This is a genomic window from Stenotrophomonas sp. yr243 (genome assembly GCF_900184195.1).
Taxonomy (GTDB): domain Bacteria; phylum Pseudomonadota; class Gammaproteobacteria; order Xanthomonadales; family Xanthomonadaceae; genus Stenotrophomonas; species Stenotrophomonas lactitubi.
Map to the genome: position 1 here is coordinate 58,310 of NZ_FXWT01000001.1, position 26,185 is coordinate 84,494.

At 65.8% G+C, this 26,185-nt stretch carries 26 protein-coding genes; 19 read left to right on the top strand and 7 right to left on the bottom strand.

Annotation, left to right across the window (positions count from 1 at the left end; genetic code table 11):
* Nucleotides 1-59 precede the first annotated feature (59 nt).
* Nucleotides 60-2,342 carry an ATP-dependent Clp protease ATP-binding subunit ClpA gene (clpA, locus tag QOL57_RS00225; protein ID WP_049467362.1) on the bottom strand — a complete coding sequence of 761 codons (2,283 nt, stop codon included), beginning with the start codon at nucleotides 2,340-2,342 and terminating at the stop codon, nucleotides 60-62.
* 138 nt (nucleotides 2,343-2,480) lie between these two features.
* Between clpA and QOL57_RS00230 the strand changes: the two genes are divergently transcribed.
* Complete coding sequence (locus QOL57_RS00230; protein ID WP_089241084.1) at nucleotides 2,481-3,293, top strand: APH(6) family putative aminoglycoside O-phosphotransferase; 813 nt, start codon at nucleotides 2,481-2,483, stop codon at nucleotides 3,291-3,293.
* 113 nt (nucleotides 3,294-3,406) lie between these two features.
* Here QOL57_RS00230 and clpS read toward each other — a convergent pair whose 3' ends face one another.
* On the bottom strand, nucleotides 3,407-3,733 hold the full coding sequence (clpS, locus tag QOL57_RS00235) for an ATP-dependent Clp protease adapter ClpS (RefSeq protein WP_025879127.1): 327 nt from the start codon (nucleotides 3,731-3,733) through the stop codon (nucleotides 3,407-3,409).
* A 113-nt stretch (nucleotides 3,734-3,846) separates the two neighbouring features.
* On the opposite strand from clpS, the gene QOL57_RS00240 reads away from it, so the two are divergent.
* The 9 genes from QOL57_RS00240 to QOL57_RS00280 all read left to right on the top strand — a co-directional run bounded on the left by QOL57_RS00240 (nucleotide 3,847) and on the right by QOL57_RS00280 (nucleotide 10,723).
* The gene (locus QOL57_RS00240) at nucleotides 3,847-4,335 is read left to right on the top strand and encodes a hypothetical protein (protein ID WP_089241082.1); all 489 of its coding nucleotides are present in this window, start codon (nucleotides 3,847-3,849) and stop codon (nucleotides 4,333-4,335) included.
* Nucleotide 4,336: 1 nt separating this feature from the next.
* Nucleotides 4,337-4,798: an NUDIX hydrolase gene (locus QOL57_RS00245; protein WP_089241080.1), complete on the top strand. Its 462-nt coding sequence runs from the start codon at nucleotides 4,337-4,339 to the stop codon at nucleotides 4,796-4,798.
* The gene (gene mnmA, locus QOL57_RS00250) at nucleotides 4,795-5,937 is read left to right on the top strand and encodes a tRNA 2-thiouridine(34) synthase MnmA (protein WP_089241078.1); all 1,143 of its coding nucleotides are present in this window, start codon (nucleotides 4,795-4,797) and stop codon (nucleotides 5,935-5,937) included. The genes QOL57_RS00245 and mnmA overlap by 4 nt, the downstream gene beginning before the upstream one ends.
* Nucleotides 5,934-6,548 (top strand): high frequency lysogenization protein HflD, encoded by a 615-nt coding sequence (gene hflD, locus QOL57_RS00255; RefSeq protein WP_089241076.1) that lies wholly within the window; start codon nucleotides 5,934-5,936, stop codon nucleotides 6,546-6,548. The genes mnmA and hflD overlap by 4 nt, the downstream gene beginning before the upstream one ends.
* A gap of 169 nt (nucleotides 6,549-6,717) precedes the next feature.
* Nucleotides 6,718-7,908 carry a methyl-accepting chemotaxis protein gene (locus tag QOL57_RS00260; RefSeq protein WP_025879122.1) on the top strand — a complete coding sequence of 397 codons (1,191 nt, stop codon included), beginning with the start codon at nucleotides 6,718-6,720 and terminating at the stop codon, nucleotides 7,906-7,908.
* Between the two features lie 98 nt (nucleotides 7,909-8,006).
* The gene (locus QOL57_RS00265) at nucleotides 8,007-8,222 is read left to right on the top strand and encodes a hypothetical protein (protein ID WP_089241074.1); all 216 of its coding nucleotides are present in this window, start codon (nucleotides 8,007-8,009) and stop codon (nucleotides 8,220-8,222) included.
* Nucleotides 8,223-8,384: 162 nt separating this feature from the next.
* Nucleotides 8,385-8,849 (top strand): hypothetical protein, encoded by a 465-nt coding sequence (locus QOL57_RS00270; protein WP_089241072.1) that lies wholly within the window; start codon nucleotides 8,385-8,387, stop codon nucleotides 8,847-8,849.
* A gap of 152 nt (nucleotides 8,850-9,001) precedes the next feature.
* On the top strand, nucleotides 9,002-9,529 hold the full coding sequence (locus tag QOL57_RS00275) for a hypothetical protein (protein WP_089241070.1): 528 nt from the start codon (nucleotides 9,002-9,004) through the stop codon (nucleotides 9,527-9,529).
* Between the two features lie 207 nt (nucleotides 9,530-9,736).
* Nucleotides 9,737-10,723, top strand: a complete 987-nt coding sequence (locus QOL57_RS00280) for a GAD-like domain-containing protein (RefSeq protein WP_089241068.1) — start codon at nucleotides 9,737-9,739, stop codon at nucleotides 10,721-10,723.
* Between the two features lie 252 nt (nucleotides 10,724-10,975).
* Here the strand turns inward: QOL57_RS00280 and QOL57_RS00285 are convergent, their stop codons facing one another.
* Complete coding sequence (locus QOL57_RS00285; RefSeq protein ID WP_089241066.1) at nucleotides 10,976-13,735, bottom strand: EAL domain-containing protein; 2,760 nt, start codon at nucleotides 13,733-13,735, stop codon at nucleotides 10,976-10,978.
* 131 nt (nucleotides 13,736-13,866) lie between these two features.
* Between QOL57_RS00285 and QOL57_RS00290 the strand changes: the two genes are divergently transcribed.
* Together QOL57_RS00290 and QOL57_RS00295 are read left to right on the top strand one after the other, a co-directional pair.
* Nucleotides 13,867-15,969 (top strand): PAS domain-containing sensor histidine kinase, encoded by a 2,103-nt coding sequence (locus QOL57_RS00290; protein ID WP_089241064.1) that lies wholly within the window; start codon nucleotides 13,867-13,869, stop codon nucleotides 15,967-15,969.
* Between the two features lie 4 nt (nucleotides 15,970-15,973).
* On the top strand, nucleotides 15,974-17,749 hold the full coding sequence (locus QOL57_RS00295; RefSeq protein ID WP_089241062.1) for an EAL domain-containing protein: 1,776 nt from the start codon (nucleotides 15,974-15,976) through the stop codon (nucleotides 17,747-17,749).
* Nucleotides 17,750-17,821: 72 nt separating this feature from the next.
* On the opposite strand, the gene QOL57_RS00300 is transcribed toward QOL57_RS00295, so the two are convergent.
* The 4 genes from QOL57_RS00300 to flgA all read right to left on the bottom strand — a co-directional run bounded on the left by QOL57_RS00300 (nucleotide 17,822) and on the right by flgA (nucleotide 20,503).
* Nucleotides 17,822-19,039 (bottom strand): ATP-binding protein, encoded by a 1,218-nt coding sequence (locus QOL57_RS00300; RefSeq protein ID WP_089241061.1) that lies wholly within the window; start codon nucleotides 19,037-19,039, stop codon nucleotides 17,822-17,824.
* A 91-nt stretch (nucleotides 19,040-19,130) separates the two neighbouring features.
* On the bottom strand, nucleotides 19,131-19,469 hold the full coding sequence (locus QOL57_RS00305; protein ID WP_089241059.1) for a flagellar protein FlgN: 339 nt from the start codon (nucleotides 19,467-19,469) through the stop codon (nucleotides 19,131-19,133).
* Complete coding sequence (gene flgM / locus QOL57_RS00310; RefSeq protein ID WP_025879113.1) at nucleotides 19,466-19,771, bottom strand: flagellar biosynthesis anti-sigma factor FlgM; 306 nt, start codon at nucleotides 19,769-19,771, stop codon at nucleotides 19,466-19,468. The genes QOL57_RS00305 and flgM overlap by 4 nt, the downstream gene beginning before the upstream one ends.
* Nucleotides 19,772-19,846: 75 nt before the next feature.
* On the bottom strand, nucleotides 19,847-20,503 hold the full coding sequence (gene flgA / locus QOL57_RS00315; protein WP_089241057.1) for a flagellar basal body P-ring formation chaperone FlgA: 657 nt from the start codon (nucleotides 20,501-20,503) through the stop codon (nucleotides 19,847-19,849).
* 134 nt (nucleotides 20,504-20,637) lie between these two features.
* Between flgA and QOL57_RS00320 the strand changes: the two genes are divergently transcribed.
* From QOL57_RS00320 to flgG, 7 genes are all read left to right on the top strand, one after another.
* Complete coding sequence (locus QOL57_RS00320) at nucleotides 20,638-21,582, top strand: chemotaxis protein (RefSeq protein WP_089241055.1); 945 nt, start codon at nucleotides 20,638-20,640, stop codon at nucleotides 21,580-21,582.
* 147 nt (nucleotides 21,583-21,729) lie between these two features.
* Complete coding sequence (gene flgB, locus QOL57_RS00325) at nucleotides 21,730-22,125, top strand: flagellar basal body rod protein FlgB (protein WP_089241053.1); 396 nt, start codon at nucleotides 21,730-21,732, stop codon at nucleotides 22,123-22,125.
* A gap of 3 nt (nucleotides 22,126-22,128) precedes the next feature.
* Nucleotides 22,129-22,536, top strand: a complete 408-nt coding sequence (gene flgC / locus QOL57_RS00330) for a flagellar basal body rod protein FlgC (protein ID WP_089241051.1) — start codon at nucleotides 22,129-22,131, stop codon at nucleotides 22,534-22,536.
* 23 nt (nucleotides 22,537-22,559) lie between these two features.
* Nucleotides 22,560-23,243 carry a flagellar hook capping FlgD N-terminal domain-containing protein gene (locus QOL57_RS00335; RefSeq protein ID WP_089241049.1) on the top strand — a complete coding sequence of 228 codons (684 nt, stop codon included), beginning with the start codon at nucleotides 22,560-22,562 and terminating at the stop codon, nucleotides 23,241-23,243.
* 32 nt (nucleotides 23,244-23,275) lie between these two features.
* A complete protein-coding gene (gene flgE, locus QOL57_RS00340; RefSeq protein WP_089241047.1) occupies nucleotides 23,276-24,499 on the top strand; it encodes a flagellar hook protein FlgE in 1,224 nt (407 codons plus the stop codon).
* A 32-nt stretch (nucleotides 24,500-24,531) separates the two neighbouring features.
* Nucleotides 24,532-25,281 (top strand): flagellar basal body rod protein FlgF, encoded by a 750-nt coding sequence (locus QOL57_RS00345; RefSeq protein WP_089241045.1) that lies wholly within the window; start codon nucleotides 24,532-24,534, stop codon nucleotides 25,279-25,281.
* Nucleotides 25,282-25,384: 103 nt separating this feature from the next.
* Nucleotides 25,385-26,170, top strand: a complete 786-nt coding sequence (flgG, locus tag QOL57_RS00350; RefSeq protein WP_025879105.1) for a flagellar basal-body rod protein FlgG — start codon at nucleotides 25,385-25,387, stop codon at nucleotides 26,168-26,170.
* The last annotated feature ends 15 nt before the right edge of the window (nucleotides 26,171-26,185 follow it).

Genomic DNA, 26,185 nt, shown 5'->3' on the forward strand with positions numbered 1-26,185 from the left:
CAAGGGCGGCCTGAGCCGCCCTGTCGTTGCTTCCACTCCCGGGCAGTGCCCGGCGCCCCTTACTCCACCGTGGCCGGCAACAGCCGCTCAGGCTCGGCCTGCGCCTCGACAACCAGCTCGTCGTTGCGCACGTCGATGCTGACCTTGCCGCCGTTGACCAGCTTGCCAAACAGCAGCTCGTCGGCCAGCGGGCGCTTGACCTTGTCCTGCAGCACCCGCGCCATCGGACGGGCGCCCATCAGCGGGTCGAAGCCGTGGTGGGCCAGCCAGTCGCGCGCGGTCGGCGTGGCCGACAGGCTGACGTGCTTCTCCTGCAGCAGCATTTCCAGCTCGATCAGGAACTTGTCGACCACGCGCAGGATGTGCTCGAAGCCCAGCGGCTGGAACTGCACCACCGCATCGAGGCGGTTGCGGAATTCCGGAGTGAACGCACGACGAATGGTCTCCATCGCATCGGTGGCGTGGTCCTGCTTGGTGAACCCGATCGAGCGCCGCGAGGCCTGCGCCGCGCCGGCATTGGTGGTCATCACCAGCACCACGTTCTTGAAGTTGGCTTCGCGACCGTTGGTGTCGGTCAGCACGCCGCGGTCCATCACCTGCAACAGGATGTTGAAGATGTCCGGGTGCGCCTTCTCGATTTCATCCAGCAGCAGCACGCAGTGCGGCGTCTTGACGATCTTCTCGGTCAGCAGGCCGCCCTGGTCGAAGCCGACGTAGCCCGGAGGCGCACCAATCAGGCGGCTGATCGAATGCGGCTCCATGTACTCGGACATGTCGAAGCGGACCAGCTCGATGCCCAGCTGCAGCGCCAACTGCTTGGTCACCTCGGTCTTGCCGACACCGGTGGGGCCGGCGAACAGGAAGTTGCCGATCGGCTTTTCCGGATTGCCCAGGCCCGAGCGCGCCAGCTTGATGGCCGACGCCAGGGTGCCGATGGCCGGATCCTGGCCGAAGATCACCATCTTCAGGTTGCGCTCCAGGTGCTGCAACACATCCTTGTCGGTGGCACTGACCTGCTTGGCCGGGATGCGCGCCATCTTGGCGACGATGGCCTCGACCTCTTCGACGTCGATCAGCTCCTTGCGCTGGCCTTCCGGCAACAGGCGCTGGCGGGCACCGGCCTCATCGATCACGTCGATGGCCTTGTCCGGCAGCAGGCGGTCGGCGATGTGCTTGACCGACAGGTCGACGGCAGCCTGCAGCGCTTCGTCGGCGTAGGTGACGCCGTGGTGGGCTTCGTACTTGGACTTCAGGCCCTGCAGGATTTCGTAGGTTTCGCCCACGGTCGGCTCGACGATGTCGATCTTCTGGAAGCGACGGGCCAGCGCCCGGTCCTTCTCGAAGATGCCGCGGTATTCCTGGAAGGTGGTCGAGCCGATGCAGCGCAGCTCGCCCGACGCCAGTGCCGGCTTGATCAGGTTGGAGGCATCCATGGTGCCGCCCGACGCCGAACCCGCGCCGATGATGGTGTGGATTTCGTCGATGAACAGCACCGCATTAGGCACCTTCTTCAACGCGGTCAGCACACCCTTCAGACGCTTTTCGAAGTCGCCACGGTACTTGGTGCCAGCCACCAGCGCGCCCAGGTCGAGCGAATAGATGACCGCATCGGCCAGCACGTCCGGCACCGAGCCTTCCACGATGCGTCGGGCCAGGCCCTCGGCAATGGCGGTCTTGCCAACGCCGGCCTCGCCCACGTACAGCGGGTTGTTCTTGCGGCGGCGGCACAGGACCTGGATGGTGCGTTCGATCTCGTCGGCACGGCCCACCAGCGGGTCGATGCGACCGGCACGGGCCTGCTCGTTGAGGTTGCTGGCGAACTCGGTCAGGGCATCGCCCTTGGGCTCGCCCTCACCTCCTTCCATGCGGCCTTCGCCCTCGGACGAGGACGGCTGCTCGCCCTCCTCGCCCAGCTTGGCGATGCCGTGGGACAGGTAATTGACCACATCCAGCCGGGTGACGTCCTGCTGGTTGAGGTAATAGACGGCGTGGGAGTCCTTTTCGCCGAAGATGGCGACCAGCACGTTGGCGCCGGTGACCTCCTTCTTGCCGGAGGACTGCACGTGGTACACGGCCCGCTGCAGCACGCGCTGGAAGCCCAGGGTCGGCTGGGTATCGCGGCCATCATCTTCGGCCAGGCGGGACACGGAGGCCTCGATGGCCTGCTCCAGCTCCTGGCGCAGGCGGTCGGCGTCGGCGCCACAGGCCTTCAGTACGGCCTGGGCGGACGGGTTGTCGAGCAGTGCCAGCAGCAGGTGTTCGACCGTCATGAACTCATGTCGGGCCTCACGGGCGCGCTTATAGCATTGGCCGATGGTGTGTTCGAGGTCTTTGCTGAACATGGATTACTCCGGCGGCAGTTGGGGACAATATGCGGCCTGACTACGCGATTTCCATCACCCTAGCGGATTGCGACGTTCAGATGGCGTTAGCAGTGCGAACCGCTTGATCATCGTTCACTCCAGGACACCACACTGACCATGAGCGAACCCTACCTGAGCCGCTGGCGATTGCGACGTGATGGTCCTTCGATCCGTACCCCCCATGCCCGGCTCTGGCCGGTGCTGACCGCCTCTGGCGAGGCGGCCATGTTGAAGGTGAGCACGGAGACAGAGGAACAGAACGGCCATCGCCTGCTGCGCTGGTGGAACGGCGACGGTGCCGCACGCCTGCTGGCCCACGAGGGACCGGCGATCCTGATCGAACGGGCACACGGCGAATCGCTGCGGCAACGTTCGGTCAAGGGCGAGGACGACGCCTGCACCATGATCCTGTGCCAGGTCCTGCAGCAGCTGCACCGGCCACGGAGCGCGCCGCCAGAAGATCTGGTCTGCCTGCGTAGATGGTTCGCCGATCTGCTGCAGGCAAGGGCATCGCTGCCGCCATTGCTGGAACAGTGCAGATCGCTGGCGATGGCACTGCTGGAGGACGAGCAGGAGATACGGCCCCTGCATGGCGACCTGCACCACGACAACGTGCTGGATTTCGGCACACGGGGCTGGCTGGCGATCGATCCGAAGCGGCTGCTGGGCGACCGCGCGTTCGATTACACGACGATGTTCAGCAACCCGGACCTGTGCGGGCCGGGCATCCATGTGGCGACCCGGCCAGAGCGCTTCCACGCCCGGCTGGAACAGGTCTGCCGGCTGGCCGATATCGAGCGCACGCGGCTGCTGCGCTGGATCGCGGCCAGTGCCGGGCTGTCAGCGGTGTGGTTCCGGGATGACGGCGACCCGGCCGACATCGATGAGGCGGTAGCCGGGATGGCCTTGCAGGCGCTGGCGGAAGCGTGAACCCTCTGCCCGCCCTGGTAGGTGCCCACCTTGGTGGGCACGCTCCATCCGGGGTCGATACGCCCGGGCAGAAAGCAGCCGAGCATGGGCTCGGCTCTACAGATCGAGGCCGGTCAGGCCTTTTCCATCGTGCACAGCAGCGGGTGCTGGTTCATCCGCGCGTACTCGTTGACCTGGGCAACCTTGGTTTCGGCCACTTCGCGGGTGAACACACCGCAGACGCCACGGCCACGGGTGTGGACATGCAGCATCACCTGGGTGGCCTTGTCCAGGTCCATGTTGAAGAACTGCTGCAGGACGTCCACGACGAAATCCATCGGGGAGTAGTCGTCATTGAGCAGCATGACCTGATAGAACGGCGGCGGCGCCACTTCCGGGCGCGCGGGCTCCACGGCAACGCCGTGCTCGTGGTGGGAATCGGGGGCGGACTCGCGAGGCATCGGTCCATTATAAGGGGTGAGACGGCCCTGCGTCGGCCTTGCGCGGAATGGACGGCACGGACGCCCGCCGTCACAATTGCACCTTCCCACACTCTTGGTTTCACAGGATCTTCATGAAAAGGACCCTTCTCTCCGCCCTGCTGATCGCCCTGGCTGCCGCTGGCACCGCTGGCGCTGCGACCACCACTGACAGCGCGAAGGCCGACAAGGCCGTTGCCCGTCATCTGGAAAAGCTGGGCTACACCTACGAGGTGGATGAAGACGGCGATTATCAGATGGTGTTCGACGTCGAAGGCGATCGCACCCAGATCGTCTATGTGCGCTCGTCGGTGGAAGACTTCGGTACCCACAACATCCGTGAGGTCTGGTCGCCGGGTTACACCTCGCCGACCAAGCAGTTCCCGGTGGCCGTGGCCAACCGCCTGCTGGAAGACTCGCAGGATGCAAAGATGGGCGGCTGGGTGAAGCAGGAGTCGACCGCGATGTTCGTGGTGAAGATCGATGCCGACGCGACCTCCGACCAGCTCAGCGACGCCATCGATGCGGCCATCCGCACCGCCGATGCGATGGAGCTGGAGCTGACCAAGAAGGACGATCTCTGAGTTGAACACCTCGCCGGACCCGCGCTGGGCACCGCATGCAACCGTCGCCACCGTGGTGGTCGACGGCGGCCGGGTGCTGCTGGTCGAAGAGACCATCGAGGGCCGGCAGGTGCTGAACCAGCCGGCCGGGCACCTGGAGCCGGGCGAAAGCCTGGCTGCAGCAGCCCTGCGCGAGACGGTCGAGGAAACCGGCTGGACAGTGGAACTGACCGCCTTCATCGGCTGCTACCAGTGGACCGCCGCTGACGGCACCCCGTTCCTGCGCTTCTGCTATGCCGCGCGCCCGGTCTCGCACGACCCGGCGCGGCCGCTGGATGCCGGCATCGATCGGGCGCTGTGGATGACCCCGGCCGAACTGCAGGCCGCCGCCGGACGCCAGCGCAGCCCGCTGGTCTGGCAGGTGCTGGCCGACTACCTGGCCGGCCAGCGCTACCCGCTTGCACTGGTCCGGGAGGTCGCATGAGCAGCCCACGGGTGATGGTTGGCGTGTCGGGCGGCGTGGATTCGTCCGTGGCCGCCTGGCGCCTGGTACAGCAGGGCGAGGCCGTGGCCGGTCTGTTCATGCAGAACTGGGCCGACGACGGCAGCGGTGACTGCCGCGCCGAAGATGATCGCCGCGATGCGGTGGCTGTCTGCGGGCTGCTGGGCATCCCGTTCCATTTCCGCGACTTCTCCAACGAGTACTGGCAGGGGGTGTTCGAGCACTTCCTTGCCGAGTACGCCGCCGGCCGCACGCCGAATCCGGACGTGCTGTGCAACCGCGAAGTGAAGTTCAAGCACTTCCTGGATGCGGCCCGCGAGCTGGGCGCCGAGCGGATCGCCACCGGCCACTACGCACGCATCGCCCAGCGCGGCCATCAATGGCTGCTGTTACGCGGCGCCGACCGTTCCAAGGACCAGAGCTACTTCCTGCACCAGCTGGGGCAGGAACAGCTGGCGGCCACGCTGTTCCCGATTGGTGATCTGGAAAAGAGCGACCTGCGCCGGATTGCCCGCGACGTGAGCCTGCCGACCCACGCCAAGAAGGACTCCACCGGCATCTGCTTCATCGGCGAGCGCGATTTTCGCGAGTTCCTCGGACGCTACCTGCCGGCCAAGACCGGGCAGATCCTCGACCCCAGCGATGGCAGCGTGATCGCCGAACATCCTGGCGTTTTCTATTTCACCCTGGGCCAGCGCGAAGGCCTGAACATCGGCGGTGTGCGCGGCCGCCCTGCCGCCCCCTGGTATGTGGTCGGCAAGGACGTGGCCAGCAACGTGCTGTATGTGGACCAGGACCGTGACAGCCCGTGGATGCTGTCCAACCGGCTGCGCTCGGAGACCGCGCACTGGATTGCCGGTGCGCCGCCGGCACGGCGTTTTGAATGCACCGCGCAGACCCGCTACCGGCAGCCGGATGAGCCGTGCACGGTGGACGTGCTGGACGACGGCAGCGTGCAGGTTTCCTTCGCCCGGCCGCAGCGTGCAGTCACCCCCGGGCAATCCCTGGTGCTGTATGACGGTGAGGTCTGCCTGGGTGGCGCGGTGATCGCCGCCACCGACGCGCCGCTGGAACAGCGCCTGCGCACCACCCCTTCCCCTTTTGAGGTACTCGCTGCATGAGTTTCACTGTCGACGACCGCGTTCTGGCTTTGGCCGGCATTGCCCAGGCCCTGCAGCAGGTACGCCGTATCGCCGATACCGGCCATTCCGACGCCGCTGCCGTGCGCACCGCGGTGGACAGCGTGTTCCGCATCGATGCGTCCTCGCCGCAGGCGGTGTTTGGCGATCGGCACGCATTGAAGTCCGGCCTGCGCCTGCTGCACAACCATTTCCGCAACCAGGGCCAGGACCCGATCCTGCCCAAGCTGGCCCTGTCGGTGCTGCAGCTGGAGCGCAGGTTCGTGCAGGACGGGGCCACCGTGAACAAGGTCGCCTCGGGCATCGAGCGCGCCCAGCAGCAGGCCGCCGAGCTGGGGGACAGCGGCCATCCCGATGTACTGGCCGCCCTGGGCGGCCTGTATGCGGACACCATCAGCCACCTCAAGCCGCGGGTGATGGTGCAGGGCAACCCGCACTACCTGGGCCAGGCCGGCGTGGTGGCCGAGATCCGCGCACTGCTGCTGGCCGCCGTGCGCGCCGCCGTGCTGTGGCGGCAGCTGGGTGGCAGCTACTGGGACTTCCTGCTCAGCCGCAAGGCGATGGTCGAGGCCGTGGACCGGCAGCTGGCCTGACTGTGTGGGGTCAGAGCCCTTTTCCGTGGAAAAGGGATCCGACCCCGCGGCCGGCCCACCCGGGCGCGCCGGAAAACCGGCGCATTCAGAATGCATTTCGAAGCACATCGACGTTAAAGAGAAGGGGGGTACGGCCGATACATCCTCCGTGCACCTCCCGAGAACGTCCATGTACTCACGCATTTTCATCCGTCTGGCCGCCCCCCTGGCCTTGACCCTGCTGCTCCCCTTCGCCATCGGTTTCGAATGGCCGGTCGCCCTGCGCTGGGCGATCCTGACCACGATGACGCTGAGCTGGCTCGGCTTTGCGTGGTGGACCGCCCGCGCCCAGGCGCACCGTTCCCCGGAACATGCCCGTGTCCTGCGTGAGCAGGACCAGCTGCTGACCGAACTGCGCAACTTCGTCGGCAACGAGATCGACGGTTCGCGTGGCGAAGTGGAACGCGCCCGTGACCTGATCCGCCAGGCCGTCTCCAGCCTCGGCGGCAGCTTCGATGCGATGAACCGCAAGTCGCGCCAGCAGAGCCAGGCGCTGTCGCGCATCGTCGACCGTGCGGGTGACGAAGGCGGCGCCGGCCTCGACGTTGCCCGCTTCGCCCAGCACGCCAGCCACCGCATGGAGCAGCTGGTGGAAGCGCTGGAACAGGTGAGCGGCCAAAGCAGCACCACCGTGCAGCACATCGACCAGATGGCGCAGCATCTGGATGGCATCTTCGCGCTGCTGGAAGACGTCAAGTCGATTGCTGACCAGACCAACCTGTTGGCCCTGAACGCCGCCATCGAAGCTGCGCGTGCCGGTGAAGCCGGTCGTGGCTTCGCCGTGGTTGCCGACGAGGTACGCAACCTGTCCGAGCGATCGACCACCTTCAACGAGCAGATCCGCAAGCTGGCACACAGCTCCAAGGATGCCATCGCGAAGGTCCGCGAGACGGTTTCGCACATGGCCTCGCGCGATATGGACCGCTCCCGTGAAGCGCGCCAGGAAGCCGCAGCAATGCTCGACAACGTGGCACAGATCAATGCGTCGCTGGGTGATGGCATGCGCGAAGTGTCCGACTGCGCGCGCTCGATCGACGGCAGCGTGGCCGAAGCCGTGCGCGCCCTGCAGTTCGAGGACATCGCCACCCAGGCGCTGGGCGGCGTACATACCCACCTGGACCGCCTGACCGCGATCAACCGCGAAGCGGTGGCCCTGCAGGAACTGCTGCATCGCAACGGCGGCGTGTTCGACGAAGAAATCGCCTCCGCCCTGCAGCGTACCGGCAACCGCCTGCGCGAACTGCGCAGCGAATGGGAACGCCCGCCGCACAAGCCGGTTGCCCAGCAGAGCATGGGCGCCGGTACGGTCGAGCTGTTCTGATCCTGATGTCCGCTGCCTCTTCCGGCAGCGTGCGAGGCCCCGGTTCTGCCGGGGCCTTTGCGTGTGACCCGCCTTTGGATGCATCCTGCAAGCGCACCATGACCCTGATCCGCGCCCTGCCCCCGATCAACGAGAACGAACGCCCGCGCAATGCGGGCGTACGTGAGCAGCTGCGGCAGCTGGAAAATGTGGCCCGCGAAGAAATACAGGAGCTGCAGCAGCTGGCCGATGCGCGCCCTGCCCCGGTTGTGGCCAGCGACGACCTGCTGGGGTTGGCGTGGGACCTGGGGCTGGATGGGGATGCGTTGAAGTAGATCCACGCCATGCGTGGATGGCTTTCACCTGAACGTCTGCAGTCTCGAATCTACTGCATCGATCGGCGCTCTCTGCCGACAGTGCTTTCAGATTCATTGCATGGCTTGAGCTGCGAAAGCGGGACAGACTCCCCGCTCCGCCCTTGCTGCTCAAGACTCAAAATGGCACTCGACCTTGGAAAGGCCCGCGAGGTCTTCGATGACTTTCTGATGATCATGGACGGCCAGATTGAGTGGCTGGTCGACCAAGGGCACTCCCGCGGCATCGACCTTGATGGCAGCCTGGAGAGCCTTGATCGCATTGAGTTCCTGTACGCACTGATGTCTGCAACGCTGTCGGAGGACGAACAGGGTGCTCTGAGAGTTGTGTTTGCACGATATCTTGGCGATCTCGTGTGCCAGCATCACGGTGGCAAATGGACTCTCCCACTGGATGATCCCAAGGACATCAGTTTCAACATGCCGGTAGTCGTGGGGCACTCATCCTGTCCCTGGCTGGAGTTCAATCCCATCCACACGATGCGGGCCTATTCACTTCGGCCCAAGCCCGGAATGATCCGCAGCATCGTCGCACACAGTGTTGACCCACAAATTCTGGATCTCAGCGACCTGGTGGAAGGGGATTGACCCAAAGAAGCTGCTCGACTCTTTGGACGGGCCCGCCAGGACTGCGGCTCGTTCTGGACGTCATCCACGCATGGCGTGGATCTACTGGGCAGCCCCCCGGAGACTCCGCAGCTGCTGTGGCATGATGCGCCGGTCCCGTTCATGGAAGACCGATGGCCATCGCACTGATTACCTTGCTGCTGATCGAAGTTCTGCTGCTGGTGATGTGGGTGCCGTTTTTCTTCCGTACCGGCATAACCCTGTTCACCCAGCGCATCACTGCTACGCCTGCAGAGCTGGCCCAGCTTTCGCTGGCCGGCCTGGAGCATGACCTGCCGACCGACACCTGGTTGCGTCTGGTGTTCCATGCGCTGCCTGACGGCAGCATCGCCTTTCGCGAGAGCTTCGCACCCAGCTTCGGCGGTCGCTATTTTCCGCTGATGCGCGGTCGGGTGATGATCGACGCGCGGCGCCGGGAGGTGCGGGTGGTCGGACTGTGCAGCTGGTTCGCGCTGGGCCTGACGCTGATGATGGTACCGATCATTCTGGTCCGCCCGTCGGCGTCGCCGATGCTGGTGGCCCTGCTGCTGTTCTATATGGGCTTTTACATCCAGCGGCGACGCTATGCCAACGTAGTCGAAGCGGTGCGCGCACGGCTCCGGTCCGAATTCCCACAGCGCCTGGGTGCTGCAGCGCGGTAGCTCCACGCCATGCGTGGATGATCGCGCGTGTAGGCATCAATGCCGACCAAGGTCGGCATCTACCAGAGCCAGGCTGCGTCAGTAGATCCACGCCATGCGTGGATGGATCCGAGAGAGCTATACAGTTTCGGATTGTTTGCATGGACCTCGGCCAATCCGCCGCTCATCGTGATGGGCCGATTCCAGTTCAGATAAGACTGCAGCTCGATGACCAGCATGGCCCTCTGCCTTTCAGTTGCATTGCAGCTTCCGGCAACACCCGACCCATTGACCATTGATCCCAACTCCCTCGCGGCGCTTCAGCAGGCGCTGCAGACATTTGGAGCGTTCCAGCAGCCCTACTCCGCTCCGATCGACCCGTACGATCCTGACGCGGGTGTGATCGACGCAGCAGTCGAGGTGGCCGCGGGATGTGTGCAGGACGGTCCGCCAGTCATCATTCTTGACGATGATGCCGAACAGGAACCGCGGCGTTATCTGGTGCTGAACGAGCCATGGCAAAGCCTTCCGGCGGGAACGTTGTTGCTTGTCTCTGGAGACAAAGCGACCGTCATTTCAGGTCTGGAGTGGAACCCGGAGCTTGCACGGGCCGAGATGATGTTGACCTTTCTCGACCTGCTGCCGAACGACCCGGAAGCCAGGGGCCGCCCCGAGGCTTGCTCGCCAGCCACGGATTTCGATGCCCCAGATCCGTTCATGAAGAGCGTTATGGATCAACTCAGCACCCACTCTCCAGGATCGCCTGTCACCGAAGCGACGCTGGCCCTATGGAGGGTCAGGCTTCCGGATGCATTGCTGGCACTGTGGCAGCGCGACGGACTTGCGCGCTATCACGATGATCGACTGACGATGGTCAACCCTGAGCACTATGCAGCCCTGCTCGATGTTTTCCTGGCGGACAGCCCGCTGTCGGGCAAGGACAGTTTCCATACCTACGCGATTTCACCGTTTGGCCAGATGTTCTTCTGTGGTGAGCGTACCGGCGTCGAGTTGACGCTTGAGCCGCACGAAGGCTGCCTGTGCGCGCCTGCGGCGATAACCGTCGCAACAAGCAGCATCGACCGCAGCAGGCGCCTGCACGACTTCCTGTTGACATTGGATGATCCCGAACTGGATGTTCTTGCCGAGGATGGGGAGCCAATGTTCTGGCGAGCACGTGAGATGTTGGGGCCACTGGGCGACGGAGAGGTTTAGACCTCGACGGAGCCCGTAGCAGAGTACGGCTGGCGGCTAAGCAGCCTGGTAAAACGCAAGGCGCTGGATGTGCTCGCAGAGCTCGCACGGCGTCGCTGAGCGCGGACACATGGAGGCGTGTGTCAGCGTTCATGCCGACCAAGGTCGGCATCTACCAGAGCAGTGTAGATCCACGCCATGCGTGGATGATCCCGCGTGCAGGCATCAGTGCCGACCAACGGTCGGCACCCACCAAAGCAAGGCCGCGGCGCCTCAGCGCGCCAGCAGCACTTCGCTGGCGGCATCGGTGCGGCCGGGTGCGGCGTGCTGCTGGCGCAGCCACTGGGCCAGGTCGCGCGGGCTGAGCGGGCGCGAGTACAGGTAGCCCTGGATCTCGTCGCAGCCCTGGCGGCGCAGCATGTCCTCTTCCTGGTGCGTTTCCACGCCCTCGGCCACCACTTTCATGCCCAGCGCGTGGCCAAGATGAACGATGGCCTGGGTGACCTCGGCGGTACCGGAATCATGCAGCATGCCCTGCACGAAGCTGCGATCGATCTTCAGGCGACCAACCGGGAAGCGGTTGAGGTAGTTGAGGTTGGAGAAGCCGGTACCGAAGTCATCGACCGCCAGCGGCACGCCATGCCGTTCAAGCACATCGAAGCAATGGCGCAGGATGTCGGTGTCGCGGATCAGGGCAGACTCGGTCAGTTCCAGCTCCAGCCGCTGCGGCGGCCAGCCGTGCGCGTGGCAGATCTCGATCACGCGTTCGGCAAAGCCACGGTCACGCAACTGCACCGCCGACACGTTGACGGCAATGCGCTCGAAATGCAGGCCGGCACGGTCCCATGCTGCCGCCTGGCGACAGGCTTCGGACAGTACCCAGTCACCGATGCGGACGATCTCGCCGCATTTTTCGGCAATCGGAATGAACTCCGCAGGGCTGCAGTAGCCGATCCCCGGACGATGCCAGCGCAGCAGCGCTTCGATCGCCGGCGGCTCGCCATGATGGGCGTGCAGCAGCGGCTGGTAAGCCAGGCTGAACTCGTCGCGCTCGATGGCGCCATGCAGGCCATGCTCGATCTCCAACCGCCGCTGGATCCGCGCCAGCGCGTCCTGGCTGTAGTACTGATAGGTATTGCGACCGGCTTCCTTGGCCGCGTACATCGCCGCGTCGGCTGCGCGCAGCAGTGAATCGAAGTCGGTCTGGCTCTCGCCGAGCATGGCGATGCCCACGCTGGCGCCCACCTTCAAGGTGGTATCGCCGCGGCGCAGTGGTTCGGCCAGCGAATTGATCAGCTTGCGCGCTACATGCCCGGCATCTTCCGGCTCGGCCAGGTCGCGCAGCACCACGATGAACTCGTCGCCACTGAAACGGCCGAACAGGTCGTTGTTGCGCAGGTTCTGGTGCAGGCGGGTTGCGGCAGCCTTCAGCAGCGCATCGCCGGTGGCGTGGCCGAAGCTGTCGTTGATGTTCTTGAAGCCGTCCAGGTCGATGAACAGCATGGCCAGCGAGGTGCCGCGATCGCGCGCCTCCTCGATGGCCTCGGACGTCTGTTCACCCAGCAGAACCCGGTTGGGCAGCCCGGTGAGCAGATCGTAGTGCGCCAGCAGCTCGATGCGTTCGTTGGCTTCACGCTCGCGGGTGATGTCGCGGAACAGGACCACGAAGCGTGGCGGCAGGCCATCGCGACGGTCCAGTTCGATCAGCACCTGCACCCATACGCGCAGGCCGGATTGGCGGTAGAAGCACAGATCCAGCTGCTCGGGCAGGCCGCCCCCGGCAATCCGCCCCAACGCAGCTTCGAACGCCGCACGCGAATCCTCGGCATACAGTGCCAGCGCCTGGTCGAGGGTGATCGGCTCCTTGCGCAGGCCGTGGATGCGATAGCACTCCTCGGTCCATTGCATGTTGCGCGTGGCAACTTCGATCTCGCAGCCGCCGATGCGGCCCAGCGCGGATACGCGGTTGAGCAGTTCGGTGCGCCAGCGGATGAGCGCATCGGTCTGGTGTTGTTCGGTGATGTTCTGCACCTGCCCCAGCAAACGCTTGGGCTGGCCGTCCATGTCCAGCAGCGGTTGCATCCACAACCGCAGGTGCTGGGAAGGTTCGTTGCCGCGGGTCAGTTCCAGTTCGATGTTGGCGGCCCGGCCATCACGCCACAGGCGGCGCCAGGCGGCGCGCAGTGCACCGCGTGAGCGAGGATGCAGCTGCTTCAGCCAACGTCGCTGCCCCGGGATGCTGCCTTGCTGCAGCGCCAGCAGCGAGCGCAGCTCCGGCGACCACCAGAAGTGGCGGCTGTGCGGATCGAACGACCAGCTGCCCATGCTGGCGATGCGCTGGGCTTCGCGCAGATGCAGCTGCTGCTCCTGCAGCATGGCTTCCAGCTGCTTCTGCTGCTCGATGTCGGTATGGGTACCGACCATGCGCAGCGGCTGGCCATCGGCGGTACGCGCCACCACCCGTCCGCGGTCCAGCACCCATCGCCACTGGCCATCGGCCTGGCGGAAACGGAACTGGGCGCTGTACTGCTCACTGCCACCCTGCAGATGTTCATCCAGCGCGGCACGCACCTGGGCGATGTCGTCGGCGTGCACGCGCGCCAGTATCTGGGTGGCGGTTTCCTCGCCCAGCGCGGGCGTGCGGGCCACCCGGTCGCTGGGAATGTCCCAGTCCCACAGACTGTGGCCAGCGCTGTCCAGCGCAAGCTCCCAGCGGCCACCACCGTCGACCGGCACCGGCTCGGGCACGCTGAGGGTGAAGGCGAGCAGGTTGCCACTGCTGTCATGCACGGCGCGTAGGTGGCCATCGTAGTGGCCACGTGGGCCACCCGGCAGCGTGCAGGCGACGATGCCACCGTCGGCGGCCAGCAGGCGCAGGTCTTCCAGCATCGGCGCGTAGGCGGCCACCGTAGCCGGCAGGCCATGCTCGCGCGCAGCCGGATTGGCCGCGAGCGGGCGCCCGCTACGGTCGACGATGACCAGCGCCGAGGCGAGCGGATGCTGCAGCAGGCTGGCGATGATCCCTTGGTCCACGCGATCTTGCTCCGGATGAAACGCCCGACAGCGGGGCACGCAGTGGTTAACGGCGCCTGCGGCGGATAATTGAGTGGCCAGGGCACACCTGCGCGGTAAGATGACCGGCACCCCTCCTCCCTGCCCTGTCCATGCCCGTAGAACCGACCGGCACTGCCCCTGTTCCCGACCCGCGGATGGCGCAGGCGCTGGGGCGCGACCGTCGGCGCGTGGTGCTGAGCTACCTGGCGATGGCGCTGGCGTGGATGATCGCCACAGACGGCGCGGTGACAGCGCTGGTGCCCGACCCGCAGCAGGCTGCACTGTGGCAGAGCATGAAGGGAGCATTCTTCGCCCTCGCCAGTGCGGGACTGCTGTACCTGCTGCTGCGGCCGCTGGCCGAGCACGTGCTGCACACCCACGCCCGCCTGCAGGCTTCCGAGCTGCGCCTTCGGCAGATGTTCGAAGGCAACCCCGGCCCGATCCTGGTCTATGACCTGGACACGCTGGCCATCCTCGATGCCAATCCCGCCGCGTGCAGCACCTTCGGCTGGGACCGCGACGCGCTTCTGACGCAGACCATCGACGTGCTCTGGCCACCGGGCCAGGACCAGGCATTGCAGACCAAGCTGGAAGAGATCCGCGAGGCGCCCGAGCAGCTGTGCATCCTGCGCGCGCAGTTGCAGCTGCGCGACGGCAGCCTGCGGCAGATGGAACTGCGCTCGAACGCGATCGACTACGACGGGCACACGGCGCGCCTGCTGATCGCCATCGACCGCACCGCCGAAGACCTGGCGCAGCTGCGGCGCGACCAGGCATTGGCCCGGGTGGAAGAAGCCCACGAACTGGCGCGGATCGGCGCATGGGAACTGGACCCGTCCACCGGCCAGGGCCGTTACTCCAACCAGGTCTATCGCCTGCTGGGCCGTCGCCCGCCCGAGGCGCGACGCTGGCACCGTTTCGACGAACTGCTGGTGGCAGCCGACCCAGCCACCGCCGCACAGACCGATCAGGTGTTGGCCGGGCTGTGCTCCGGCGAGCAGGTGCAGGTGGATGTGCTGCTGCCGGTACTGGCAATGGATGGCCGCGCGCTGATGGTGCACCTGCGCGCTGCCAGCGGTGTGGATGAGGCCGGCCGTGACCGGATCCTGGGCACCTTGCAGGACGTGACCGAGCGTGAGCAGTCGCGGCGCCTGCTGCGCGAACGCGAGGAGCAGTTCCGCGAGCTGGTGCGGGTGTTGCCCGATGGCGTGGTGATCCTGTCCGACGAACATGTGCTGTATGCCAATGCGTGGGCGGCCGGCCTGTTCGGCTACGGCAGCCACACGCTGCTGGGCGAGCCGCTGTCGGCGCTGGTGGCAGGCAGCGATCTGGCCCGGCTGCGCGCGCAGATGCGCGCTGGGCAGCCCCAGCATAGCCCAGGCCACAGCAGCCTGCTGGCCATGCAGCGCGCCGATGGCCGCAGCTTCCAGGCCGGCCTTGCGGTCGGTGACGTGCGTTACGGCGGGCGCGACTGCAAGCTGCTGATCGTGCGCGACCTGAGCGAATCGGAGCAGACCCGCAGCGCGCTGGAGACCAGCAACCGCGAGCTGCAGGCGATGGCCGGTCGTCTGTTCTCGCTGCAGGAAGACGAGCGCCGGGCAATCTCGCGAGACCTGCACGATGACATCGGCCAGGCGATCACCGCGATCAAGCTTTCGGCCTATGCGGCGCAGGACGAGGACGACGCGCAACGGCGCGGCGAGGACCTGGCACAGATCGTCAGCCTGGCCGATACCACCGTCGCCAAGCTGCGCGACATCTCCACCCTGCTGCGGCCGCCGCAGCTGGATGCGCTGGGCCTGGAAGCGGCGTTGAGCTGGCAGGCGCGCGTGCTTTTCCGCTCGTCCAGCGTCGAGCTGCAGGCCGAGATCGAATCGCTGCCCACGCGCCCGGACAACAGCATCGAGCAGGCCTGCTTCCGCATCGCCCAGGAAAGCCTGACCAACGTGCTGCGCCACGCGCGCGCCAGCCAGGTGGTGCTGCAGCTGCGCGATGTCGACCAGCGCGGGCTGCACCTTATGATCCGTGACGACGGCGAAGGGTTCGATCCGGATGGCCCGCGCGGCCTGGGCCTGATCGTGATGCGCGAGCGTGCGCAGAGCGTGGGCGGCCATGTGCGGATCGAGTCGGCGCATGGCGCCGGTACCCTCGTCGATGTCCACCTTCCTTACCAGGCCGCTGTTACGGCGGCCGTCGAGTCAGCGGAATACTGAGCCCATGTGGAACCCCAACCTGCCCCCGGTCAGCATCGATGATGCGCCTGATCGCCTAGGCGCCGGCAATCCCGAGCTGCAGGCAATGGTCGCCGAAGCCGCGTCCGGAGGCACCGCGCTGATGCTGATGCATGTGGACATCGACCACTTCGCCTCGGTCAATGAAAACATGAGCGCGGAGGTCGGTGACCAGGCTCTGGTGCTGGTCGCCCAGCGCCTGCAGTCCTACCTGCGCGGACGCGGCAAGCTGTGGCGGCATGGCAGCGACGAGTTCCTGATCGCCGTGCCGCGCACCGCCGATCTGCCACTTGCCGAGGATTTCGCCGAAGAGATCCGCCAGCAGATGGAGCTGCCCCTTTCGGTTCTGCCCTACACGCTGTTCATGACCGGCAAGCTGGGCGTGAGCCTGTGCCCGGAGCACGCCAGCAGCGCCTCGCGCCTGCTCGACCATGCCGAGGACGCGCTGTACCAGGCCGCCCGCGAAGGTGGCAATGCGGTGCGCATCCATGCGGTGGACACGCCGCCGAGCGCGCACAGCGAGAGCATCATCGCGCGACAGATCGTCGATGCCATTCCCAACGGCGAACTGAAGCTGCGCTACCAGCCGCTGGTCAGCGCCCGCGATGGCCACGTGGTGGGCATGGAGGCGCTGCTGCGCTGGCAGTCGCCGACCCTGGGCATGCTGGTGCCGGAGCGCTTCATGCGTACCGCCGAGCGCCTGGGCATCATCGTGCAGATCGGCACGTGGGTGCTGGAAGGCGCGTTGAAGCAGGCCCGGCTGTGGCGCGACCAGGGCTTCGATGACTTCACCATCGCGGTGAATGTATCGACCCTGCAGCTGCTGCGACCGAACTTCTTTGCCGAAGTGATGGGCGTGATCCAGGCGTCGGGCGTGCCTGCGCAGATGCTGACGCTGGAGATCAACGAAAGCGCCCTGACCAACAACGTCAACTTCGTCCACGAAACGCTGGCCAACCTGCGCAACGAAGGCATCAGCCTGAGCCTGGACAACTTCGGCACCGGCGATTCGAGCCTGAGTGCGCTGGTGCGCTACCCGGTGGACAAGCTGAAGATCGACCGCAGCTTCATCAAGAGCGCACCGGCGGGCAATCGTGAAGCGGCGATTGCCCGCGCGATCATTGCGATGGGCCACCAGCTGGGCATGACGGTGATCGCCAACGGCGTGGAGTCGCAGGCGCAGCTGGGCTTCCTGCGCCGCAACGACTGCGATGTGTTCCAGGGTTATCTGTTCGGCGAGCCGATGTCGGCCGATGCCGCCGGCATGACCCTGCGCCGCCGCTACCTGCGCCCCGAAGCGTTCGCCGAAACCCGCCCGGACCGCACCCTGCTGCTGCTGGACGACGAGGAGAACGTGCTGCGCTCGCTGGTGCGCCTGTTCCGTCGCGATGGTTACCGCATCCTGGCGGCGGGCAACGTGCGCGATGCGTTCGATCTGCTGGCCATCAACGACGTGCAGGTGATCCTGTCCGACCAGCGCATGAGCGACATGAGCGGCACCGAGTTCCTGGGCCGGGTGAAGATGCTGTATCCGGACACGATCCGTCTGGTGTTGTCCGGCTACACCGATCTGAACACGGTGACCGATGCGATCAACCGCGGTGCGATCTACCGGTTCCTGACCAAGCCGTGGAATGACGACGAGTTGCGCAAGCACATTCACCAGGCGTTCCGCACGTACGAGGAACAGCGGCGCAGCAATGGTGGACCGGTTGCCGCCGAGCCGGCTGATGGTGGCGAGGATCGTTCGCCGCTGCGGTAACCGCATCCGCCGGGCATGGCCCGGCGCTACCGGGGACCGGGGGTAGCGCCGGGCCATGCCCGGCGACCACGATCAGCGCGGCTGCTTGATCGGCAGCACCAGGCGGAAGCGCGAGCCGACGCCCGGCGTGCTGTCCAGGTCGATGCGGCCGTGGTGCTTGTTGATGATGCTGTAGGAGATCGACAGGCCCAGGCCGGTACCGCTGCCCACAGGCTTGGTGGTGAAGAACGGATCGAAGATGCGCTGGCGCAGTTCCGGCGAGATGCCGCCGCCGGTGTCTTCAAATTCCACCCACACCGTGTCTCCGTCCACGCCGGTACGCACGGTGATCGTGCCGCGCTCGGCGATGGCGTGACCGGCGTTGAGCAGCAGGTTCATGTAGACCTGGTTCAATTCCGACGGCAGGCATTCCACCAGCGGCAGCTGGCCGAACTCGCGCACCAGGTGCACCTTGTACTTGAGCTCGTTCCAGATGATGTTGATGGTCGATTCAAGGCCGGAATGCAGGTCGACCAGCTTCCACGACTCGTCACGGCCGGAATAGGAGAAGTCCTTCAGGTCGCGCACGATGCGGGTGACGCGCTCGATGCCTTCGCGTGATTCGGCCATCAGCTGCGGCAGGTCGCGGCTGATGAAATCAATGTCCAGGCGGTCACGGATATCGTCGATTTCCGGAATCAACGCCTTCGGGTCCGGCGCACGCAGGGCACGTTCGTAGGCTTCGATCACCGTGAACAGACTGCGCAGATACTCCTGCAGGCTGCCCAGGTTGGAATGCACGTAGCCGATCGGGTTGTTGATCTCATGCGCCACGCCGGCGGCAAGCTGGCCGATGGAGGCCATCTTCTCCGACTGCAGCAGCTTTTCCTGGGTACCGTTCAAGCGCAGGTACGCCTGGCGCAGTTCGGCATGGCGCTGCTGCAGTTCGCGCTCGTAGTCTTCCTGGCCTTCGATATGACGGAACAACGCCAGGTAGTGCCCCGAACCGGGTTCACCATGGAAGTACAGATGGGCGATGACCACGCCCTCGCCCAGCGGCAGGCTGCCGTTCCAGTGACCTTGCTGGCGCGCATGTTCGAGTGCATCCGGCGGCAGCAGTTCGCGCAGGCGCTGCGGCGGCGGCAAGGCACCTTCGTCGCTGCCCAGCAGGCTCTGTGCGGCGGGGTTGGCCAGGGCCACCTGTCCATCTTCGGTGAACAGCAGCAAGCCTTCGCGCAGGCGCTCAAGCAGGGCCTGCAGCACCGGTTGCGGCGGAAGGGGGGCGGTAACCAGAACGTTGGCGGCGGACACGGCGACTCGAGGCGATCAAACAGGCGCCCAATATACGCGCTCGTGCGGCGGCCGACAGCCGCCATCGGGCGGTCAGCCGACCGCCGGCCTGTCAGGCGACGGCGAGTGGCCGCCGCGCGGTCACGGTATGTGACTGGCCCTTGGCATCGTACGCCGAGGACTCTTCGGTGCGGCCCATCTGGCGCAGTGCCCAGTTGACCTCGCGCCGGCGCCGCGACAGCAGCACGCCGTTGGCGCGGTTGCGCTCGGCCAGTTCCTGCAGCTGCGCGCCCTCGCCCACCGGCGGCGCGCCTTCGAGCGCACGCAGCGCTTCCAGCTTCGCACCGGTGGCACGGATCAGGGCGTGCACGTCGTGCTCGACCAGGGCCTGGCGTTCAACGTCCAGGGCCTGGGCAAGGCGCTGCAGCGGCTCGCTCATCGCCGCGGTCATCCTTGCAGCTGCTGGTCCAGTTCAAGCATGCGCGAAGCGATCGCGTCCGGATTGATCTTGTAGGTGCCGTTCTGCAGCGATTCGCGCACTGCTGCAACACGCTGGGCGTCGATCGCCGGGGCGGTGCTCAGCTCACGCTCGATGGCCTGCAGGTTGGTGGCTTCGCCGGTCAGGCGCAGGCTGTCGGCCGCCTCGACTGGACGCGCCGCCGAATCGGTGCTCACGCCGGGCTTGGCGGCCGGGGTGGTCACGCTGCGCAGTGCCTGGGGGACCTGCAGGTTGCCGTCGATTTTCTGGCTCATTGGGTGTCCTGGAGTTGCCGTACACAAGGGATAACGGCCGCAGGGCCGTGATCTTTAGGGGAATTCTGCATTATTTCAACGCGCCACGATTACGTCACCGGTCGCGTCCACCGTGCCCTGCACGATACGGCGCGAGGACAGGTTTTCCACCGAGACCCGCTCGTTCTGCCCGGCATCGCCCAGTGCGCGCCCGGCGATGCGGACCTCGACCGAACCACGCCGCGATACCAGTGCCACACTGTCTCCTCGTTTGATGAGACGCTGTGCGACCAGATCATTGCTCGACAACAGTGTTCCCGCCGGCAACGGCCGACGGGCGATGCGGCCAATCGCCGCGGCAGGATCGGCCAGCACTGCGCCGGCAATCCGTGCCGCGTCACGCTGGGCAGTACTGATATCGGCGGCGGCGATGGATTCTCCAGTGCCAATGCCACGGGTCAGCACCAGCACGGTCTGGTTGCGGCGCACCTTCACCGGCACGAACAGGCGCCAGCCTCCGGCATCGGGGCAGCTCACCTCCACCGTGGTGTTGGCGGTGGGCTGCACCTGCAATGCACCGCCACATTTTGGAAGGCGCAGCGCATCGGCGACGATGGCCTCACCTTCGGTGCCGGCGGCCAGGGTCGACAGTGCCGCGGCACGGATGCTGGCCACCGGCTGCCAGTCGGCCGCGCTCGCCCACGGCGCGGCCACGGCCAGTGCAATGGCAAGGAAAGAAGCAATGCGGCGCATGGCGCCTCCTGTCGGTAAGACCTGGCCCAGACGCGTGCAAGCTGCGTGCCAGAGGCAGAGAGGGGAAATCTTCCCGCGTCGGGCAATGTACACAGGCCCTCAAGTTTCGCCCTGCCCGCGCCGATACAGCAGCCATGTCCCATGACCTGCTCAACCGGATCGACCAGCGAACCCGACTGGCCGGCCACAATCGCCTGGCGCTGCTGCTGTTCCGCCTCGGCGGACGTCAGCTTTTTGGCGTCAACGTCTTCAAGGTGCAGGAAGTGCTGCGCCGCCCGGAACTGTTCCAGGTGCCCGGCCTGCCCGGCCAGTTTGCCGGCGTGGCCGATGTACGCGGCCGTTCGGTGCCGGTGCTGGACCTGGGCCTGGCCATCGGCCATCCCGAGCGCGAGCCGGATGCGGACACCGCGCCCGGCTACCTGGTGGTGACCGAGTTCAACCGCTCGATCCAGGGCTTCCTGGTCAGCGGCGTGGAGCGCATCGTCAACATCGCGGTGGAAGACATCCACCCGCCACCGGAACTGGGTGCAGAATCCAGCTACCTGACCGCGGTAACCCGCTTCCAGGGCGAGCTGATCCAGGTGATCGACGTGGAAAGCGTGCTGGCCGACATCGCGCAGGTGCGCGGTGAAGCGGTGCTCGACCCGGCCATGGCGATGCCCGCCGATGCCCCGCAGCTGCAGGTGCTGGTGGTGGATGATTCGCGAGTGGCGCGCCAGCAGATCCGCAGCGTGCTGGACCAGCTGGGCGTGGGCGCAACCCTGCTCTCGGATGGCAAGCAGGCGCTGGACCACCTGCTGCAGATCCACGCCTCGGGTGAAAACCCGGCCGATCGCTACGCCATGGTGATCTCGGACATCGAGATGCCGGCGATGGACGGCTACACGCTGACGACGGAAATCCGGCGCCACGCCGGCCTGTCCGGGCTGTACGTGCTGCTGCATACCTCCCTGTCGGGCGTATTCAACAATGCGATGGTCGAGCGCGTGGGTGCCAATGCCTTCGTCGCCAAGTATTCGCCGCATGAACTGGCCGACTTCGTGCTGGACCGCCTTCGCAAGGTGGCGATGGCGGCATAAGGCTCTCTCCGGTAGAGCCGAGCCTATGCTCGGCTTGCGCGGGACCTGAACGAAACGCAGCCGAGCATGGCTCGGCTCTACAGGATCGCGCGCCACTTTGGCACACCACTTGCAGCTTCCTGGGCAACGTTCCCGTGGGAGTGCACCGTGCGCAACCTGATTACCGACTACCTGGGCGTCCATGCCCAGGCAATGCCGTTGCGCGAACAGCGCATGAAGCTGATCGCCAGCAACCTCGGCAATGCCGACACCCCCGGCTACAAGGCCCAGGACCTGGACTTCGATTCGGCCCTGCGCCATGCCCAGGGGCTGGATGCCAACGGTCTGATGACCACCACCAACGAGCAGCACTACGAAATCAGTAGTGGCCTCAATCCGTTCCAGGTGGCCCGCGAGGGTGTGCAGCCCAGCATCGACGGCAACACCGTCGACCCCGATGCCGAGCGCGCCGCCTATGGCCGCGCTGCACTGGAATACCGCGCCTCGCTGAGCTTCGTCGAAAGCAAGGTGCGTTCCATGCTCACCGCGATCACGGGGCAATAAGCCATGAGCAACCTGCCGATCTTCGATATCGCCGGCTCCGCTCTGCAGGCGCAGTCGGTGCGCATGAGCACCATCGCCTCCAACCTGTCCAACGCTGACAGCATCGCCGGCTCCCCCGACGCGGTGTACAAGCCGCTGGAACCGATCTTCCAGGCGGTCACCAGCAAGACCGACCCGAACATCACCTCGGTGCAGGTCAAGGAGATCACCCAGAGCAACGCGGCGCCGATCAAGCGCTATGAGCCTGGCCATCCGCTGGCCGACGGCGACGGCTACATCTACCAGCCCGACGTCGATCCGGTGGCGCAGATGGTCAACCTGATCTCCACCTCGCGCAATTACCAGGCCGGCGTGGAGATGTTGACCACCGCCAAGGAACTGGCCCTGGCCACCCTGACCATGGGCCGCTGAGGCCCGCTGCACCGGACACCGCCATGACCACTGCCGTCAACAACCAGAGCAACCAGGACGTCTACGCCGCACTCGGCCTGAACGCCCCCAACAGCAACGCCACCAAGAAGAAGAACACGCTGGACCAGGCCGACTTCCTGCGCCTGATGACCGAACAGCTGCAGCACCAGGATCCGCTGAAGCCGATGGACAACACGCAGATGGTCTCGCAGATGGCGCAGATGTCGACCGTGCAGGGCATCACCGACCTGAACAAATCGGTGAAGGGCTTCCAGGAATCGATGGCCAGCGACCAGGTGCTGCGTGGCGCGGCGCTGGTCGGCCACCAGGTGCTCGTGCCGTCGGAAAAACTGGTGCTGGAGAAGGAAGGCTCGGTGGAAGGCACGGTTGCCGCACCGGCCGCCGGCATCGTCACAGTGGACGTCACCGACGCCAACGGCGCGAAGGTCACCTCGATCAGCGTTGAAGCCAAGGCTGCCGGCGAGACCGCATTCAAGTGGGACGGCAAGGATGCCAACGGCAAGCGCATGGAGCCGGGCAAGTACAACATCGTCGCCAACCACGTCGACACCACCGGCAAGAGCACCAAGCTTTCAACCTTCGTGCAGGCACCGGTGGAAAGCGTGACCGTCGGTTCCGACGGCCTCTACCTGAATCTCAAGGGCCTGGGCACGGCCCCTCTCGACTACGTGCTCCGCGTCAGCTGAGCCGCACCCACCGCATCCAACAGGAGCATCCCATGGGCTTCAACATTTCCCTGTCCGGCATCAACGCTGCCAACTCGGACCTGAGCGTCACCGCCAACAACGTGGCCAACGTCAACACCACCGGCTTCAAGCAGTCGCGCGCGGAATTCGCCGACCTGTTCGCGGCCACCAGCTACGGCCTGTCCAAGAACGCGATCGGTTCGGGCGTGCGCGTCTCCAACGTGGCCCAGCAGTTCATCCAGGGCAACAACGAGCAGACCGGCCGCAGCCTGGACATGGCCATTTCCGGTGAGGGTTTCTTCACCATGAACATGAACGGTGCACGCGTCTACTCGCGCGCCGGCAATTTCCAGACCGACGCCGCCGGCTACGTGGTCAACCCGCAGGGCGCACGCCTGCAGGTGTTCGCACCCAACGCCGACGGCACCAACTTCGATGCGGGCCGCCTGGTCGACCTGCAGCTGCTGACCACTGACAGCCCGCCCAAGCAGACCAGCGAAGTCAAGGTTGGTTTCACCCTGCCGGGCAATGCCAAGCAGCCGACGGTGACCACCTTCGACCCGACCAATTCCAACAGCTACAGCCACTCCAGCGGCGGCATCACCGTGTACGACTCGCTGGGCGTCAGCCACACCCAGGTGTCCTACTTCGTCAAGGAAGCGGCCACCAACGCGTGGACGGTGCACAACTACGTCGATGGCCAGCCGGCCGGCACGCCGACCCCGCTGACCTTCGACAACGCCGGCAAGCTGACCGCGCCGGCCAACGGCAGGATCAGCCTCGGCACGTTCACCCCGACCACCGGCGCTGGCGTGCTGAACATGACGCTGGATGTGAGCGGCTCGACCCAGTACGGCGAGAAGTTCGCCCTGCGCAACACCCAGCAGGATGGCTACGCGGCCGGCAAGCTCAACGAGATCACCGTTTCCGAAACCGGCGTGGTGTTCGCCCGCTATTCCAACGGCGACGACAAGCCGCTGGGCCAGGTTGCACTGACCAGCTTCAACAATCCGCAGGGCCTGGAACAGAAGGGCAACAACCTGTGGGTGGAGACCTTCGATTCGGGCACGCCGCGCACCGGCGCCGCCGATACCTCCAACCTCGGCAAGATCCAGGCCGGTTCGCTGGAGTCCTCCACCGTCGACCTGACCGAACAGCTGGTCAACATGATCACCGCGCAGCGCAACTTCCAGGCCAACGCGCAGATGATCACGACCCAGGACCAGATCACCCAGACCGTCATCAACATCCGTTGATGACCTGCTGACCCTGTCACGGAACTCCCCGCATGGATAAAGCCCTTTACGTGGCGATGACCGGTGCCCGCGCCTCCCTGCAGGCGCAGGGAACGCTCAGCCACAACCTCGCCAACTCGGACACCCCCGGCTTCAAGGAAGCGCTGGCCAATACCGAAGCCTTCCCGATCCGTGGCCCGGGCTTTGCCTCGCGGGTGGATGCGCTGCACGTCGATGCGGGCTTCAACCGCACCGCCGGCGCGCAGCACATCACCGGCAAGCCGCTGGACCTGTCATTGCAGACCGGCACCTGGCTGGCCGTGCAGTCCCCCGATGGCAGCGAGGCGTACACCCGTGGCGCCGCGTTGTCGGTGACCCCGAACGGCCAGCTGGTGACCTCCAGCGGCCGTCCGGTGCTGGACGACAACAACAATCCGATCGCGATTCCGCCTTACCAGGCGATGGAGATCGGCAACGACGGCACGATCTCGATCATCCCGCAGGGCGAAGGCCCGCAGACGATGGCAATGATCGGCCGGATCAAGGTGGTGCAGGCGCCGGATGAACGCCTCGAACGCGGCCTGGATGGCCTGTTCCGCAATACCGATCCGCTGCAGCCGTTCGCCCAGGCGCAGGGCACGGCGGTGCACAGCGGCCAGCTGGAAGGCAGCAACGTCGATGCCGCCGGCGCGCTGGTGCAGATGATCCAGCTGCAGCGCCAGTACGAAATGCAGGTGCAGGTGATCAAGCACGGCGATGACAACGCGCGCAGCGCCAACAGCCTGTTGCGCCTGGGCAGCTGACGGAATTCCGGCACCGGCCTGCGCCGGTGCTGGCACGCCGCTTGCACTCCCTACCCCATGGGCCGCATTGCGCGGCCGGCTTCACCCAGACAGGACTCCGAAGATGAACCAGGCATTGTGGATCGCTAAAACCGGACTGGATGCGCAGCAGATGCGCATGTCGGTGGTTTCCAACAACCTCGCCAACACCAACACCACCGGCTTCAAGCAGGACCGCGCCAGCTTCGAGGACCTGCTGTACCAGCAGGTGCGCCAGCCCGGCGGTTCGTCTTCGGCACAGACCCAGCTGCCCACCGGCCTGCAGATCGGCACCGGCGTGCGCGTGGTGGCCACCGCCAAGAACTTCGAGCAGGGCAGCCAGCAGCAGACCGGCCGCGCGCTTGACGTGATGGTCAACGGCCGCGGCTTCTTCGAAGTGCAGATGCCCGACGGCAGCTCGGCCTACACGCGCGACGGCTCGTTCAAGATCAACCAGGACAGCGAGCTGGTCACCAACAGCGGCTACCCGGTGCAGCCGGGCATCCAGATTCCCGAAGGCGCGCAGTCGGTGACCATCGGTACCGACGGCACCATCAGCGTGAAGATGGCTGACGGTGCGGCATCGGTGGAAGTCGGTGCGCTGACCCTGACCGACTTCGTCAATCCGGCGGGCCTGCAGGCACGCGGTGAAAACCTGTTCCTGGAAACCACGGCATCGGGTCCGGCACAGAACGGCAACCCCGGCCTGAACGGCCTGGGCACCGTGGTGCAGGGCGCGCTGGAAGGCAGCAACGTCAACGTGGTGGAAGAGCTGGTGTCGATGATCGAAACCCAGCGCGCCTACGAAATGAACGCCAAGGCGATCTCGACCACCGACTCGATGCTCGGCTACCTCAGCAACAAGCTCTGACCGCCCTCACCGGGA

What these genes read in the sequence shown, in the direction of transcription:
- clpA (WP_049467362.1), bottom strand. Translation starts at nt 2,342, where the DNA reads ATGTTCAGCAAAGACCTCGAACACACCATCGGCCAATGCTATAAGCGC.
- QOL57_RS00230 (WP_089241084.1), top strand. Translation starts at nt 2,481, where the DNA reads ATGAGCGAACCCTACCTGAGCCGCTGGCGATTGCGACGTGATGGTCCT.
- clpS (WP_025879127.1), bottom strand. Translation starts at nt 3,733, where the DNA reads ATGCCTCGCGAGTCCGCCCCCGATTCCCACCACGAGCACGGCGTTGCC.
- QOL57_RS00240 (WP_089241082.1), top strand. Translation starts at nt 3,847, where the DNA reads ATGAAAAGGACCCTTCTCTCCGCCCTGCTGATCGCCCTGGCTGCCGCT.
- mnmA (WP_089241078.1), top strand. Translation starts at nt 4,795, where the DNA reads ATGAGCAGCCCACGGGTGATGGTTGGCGTGTCGGGCGGCGTGGATTCG.
- hflD (WP_089241076.1), top strand. Translation starts at nt 5,934, where the DNA reads ATGAGTTTCACTGTCGACGACCGCGTTCTGGCTTTGGCCGGCATTGCC.
- QOL57_RS00260 (WP_025879122.1), top strand. Translation starts at nt 6,718, where the DNA reads ATGTACTCACGCATTTTCATCCGTCTGGCCGCCCCCCTGGCCTTGACC.
- QOL57_RS00265 (WP_089241074.1), top strand. Translation starts at nt 8,007, where the DNA reads ATGACCCTGATCCGCGCCCTGCCCCCGATCAACGAGAACGAACGCCCG.
- QOL57_RS00270 (WP_089241072.1), top strand. Translation starts at nt 8,385, where the DNA reads ATGGCACTCGACCTTGGAAAGGCCCGCGAGGTCTTCGATGACTTTCTG.
- QOL57_RS00275 (WP_089241070.1), top strand. Translation starts at nt 9,002, where the DNA reads ATGGCCATCGCACTGATTACCTTGCTGCTGATCGAAGTTCTGCTGCTG.
- QOL57_RS00280 (WP_089241068.1), top strand. Translation starts at nt 9,737, where the DNA reads ATGACCAGCATGGCCCTCTGCCTTTCAGTTGCATTGCAGCTTCCGGCA.
- QOL57_RS00290 (WP_089241064.1), top strand. Translation starts at nt 13,867, where the DNA reads ATGCCCGTAGAACCGACCGGCACTGCCCCTGTTCCCGACCCGCGGATG.
- QOL57_RS00295 (WP_089241062.1), top strand. Translation starts at nt 15,974, where the DNA reads ATGTGGAACCCCAACCTGCCCCCGGTCAGCATCGATGATGCGCCTGAT.
- QOL57_RS00305 (WP_089241059.1), bottom strand. Translation starts at nt 19,469, where the DNA reads ATGACCGCGGCGATGAGCGAGCCGCTGCAGCGCCTTGCCCAGGCCCTG.
- flgM (WP_025879113.1), bottom strand. Translation starts at nt 19,771, where the DNA reads ATGAGCCAGAAAATCGACGGCAACCTGCAGGTCCCCCAGGCACTGCGC.
- flgA (WP_089241057.1), bottom strand. Translation starts at nt 20,503, where the DNA reads ATGCGCCGCATTGCTTCTTTCCTTGCCATTGCACTGGCCGTGGCCGCG.
- QOL57_RS00320 (WP_089241055.1), top strand. Translation starts at nt 20,638, where the DNA reads ATGTCCCATGACCTGCTCAACCGGATCGACCAGCGAACCCGACTGGCC.
- flgC (WP_089241051.1), top strand. Translation starts at nt 22,129, where the DNA reads ATGAGCAACCTGCCGATCTTCGATATCGCCGGCTCCGCTCTGCAGGCG.
- QOL57_RS00335 (WP_089241049.1), top strand. Translation starts at nt 22,560, where the DNA reads ATGACCACTGCCGTCAACAACCAGAGCAACCAGGACGTCTACGCCGCA.
- flgE (WP_089241047.1), top strand. Translation starts at nt 23,276, where the DNA reads ATGGGCTTCAACATTTCCCTGTCCGGCATCAACGCTGCCAACTCGGAC.
- QOL57_RS00345 (WP_089241045.1), top strand. Translation starts at nt 24,532, where the DNA reads ATGGATAAAGCCCTTTACGTGGCGATGACCGGTGCCCGCGCCTCCCTG.
- flgG (WP_025879105.1), top strand. Translation starts at nt 25,385, where the DNA reads ATGAACCAGGCATTGTGGATCGCTAAAACCGGACTGGATGCGCAGCAG.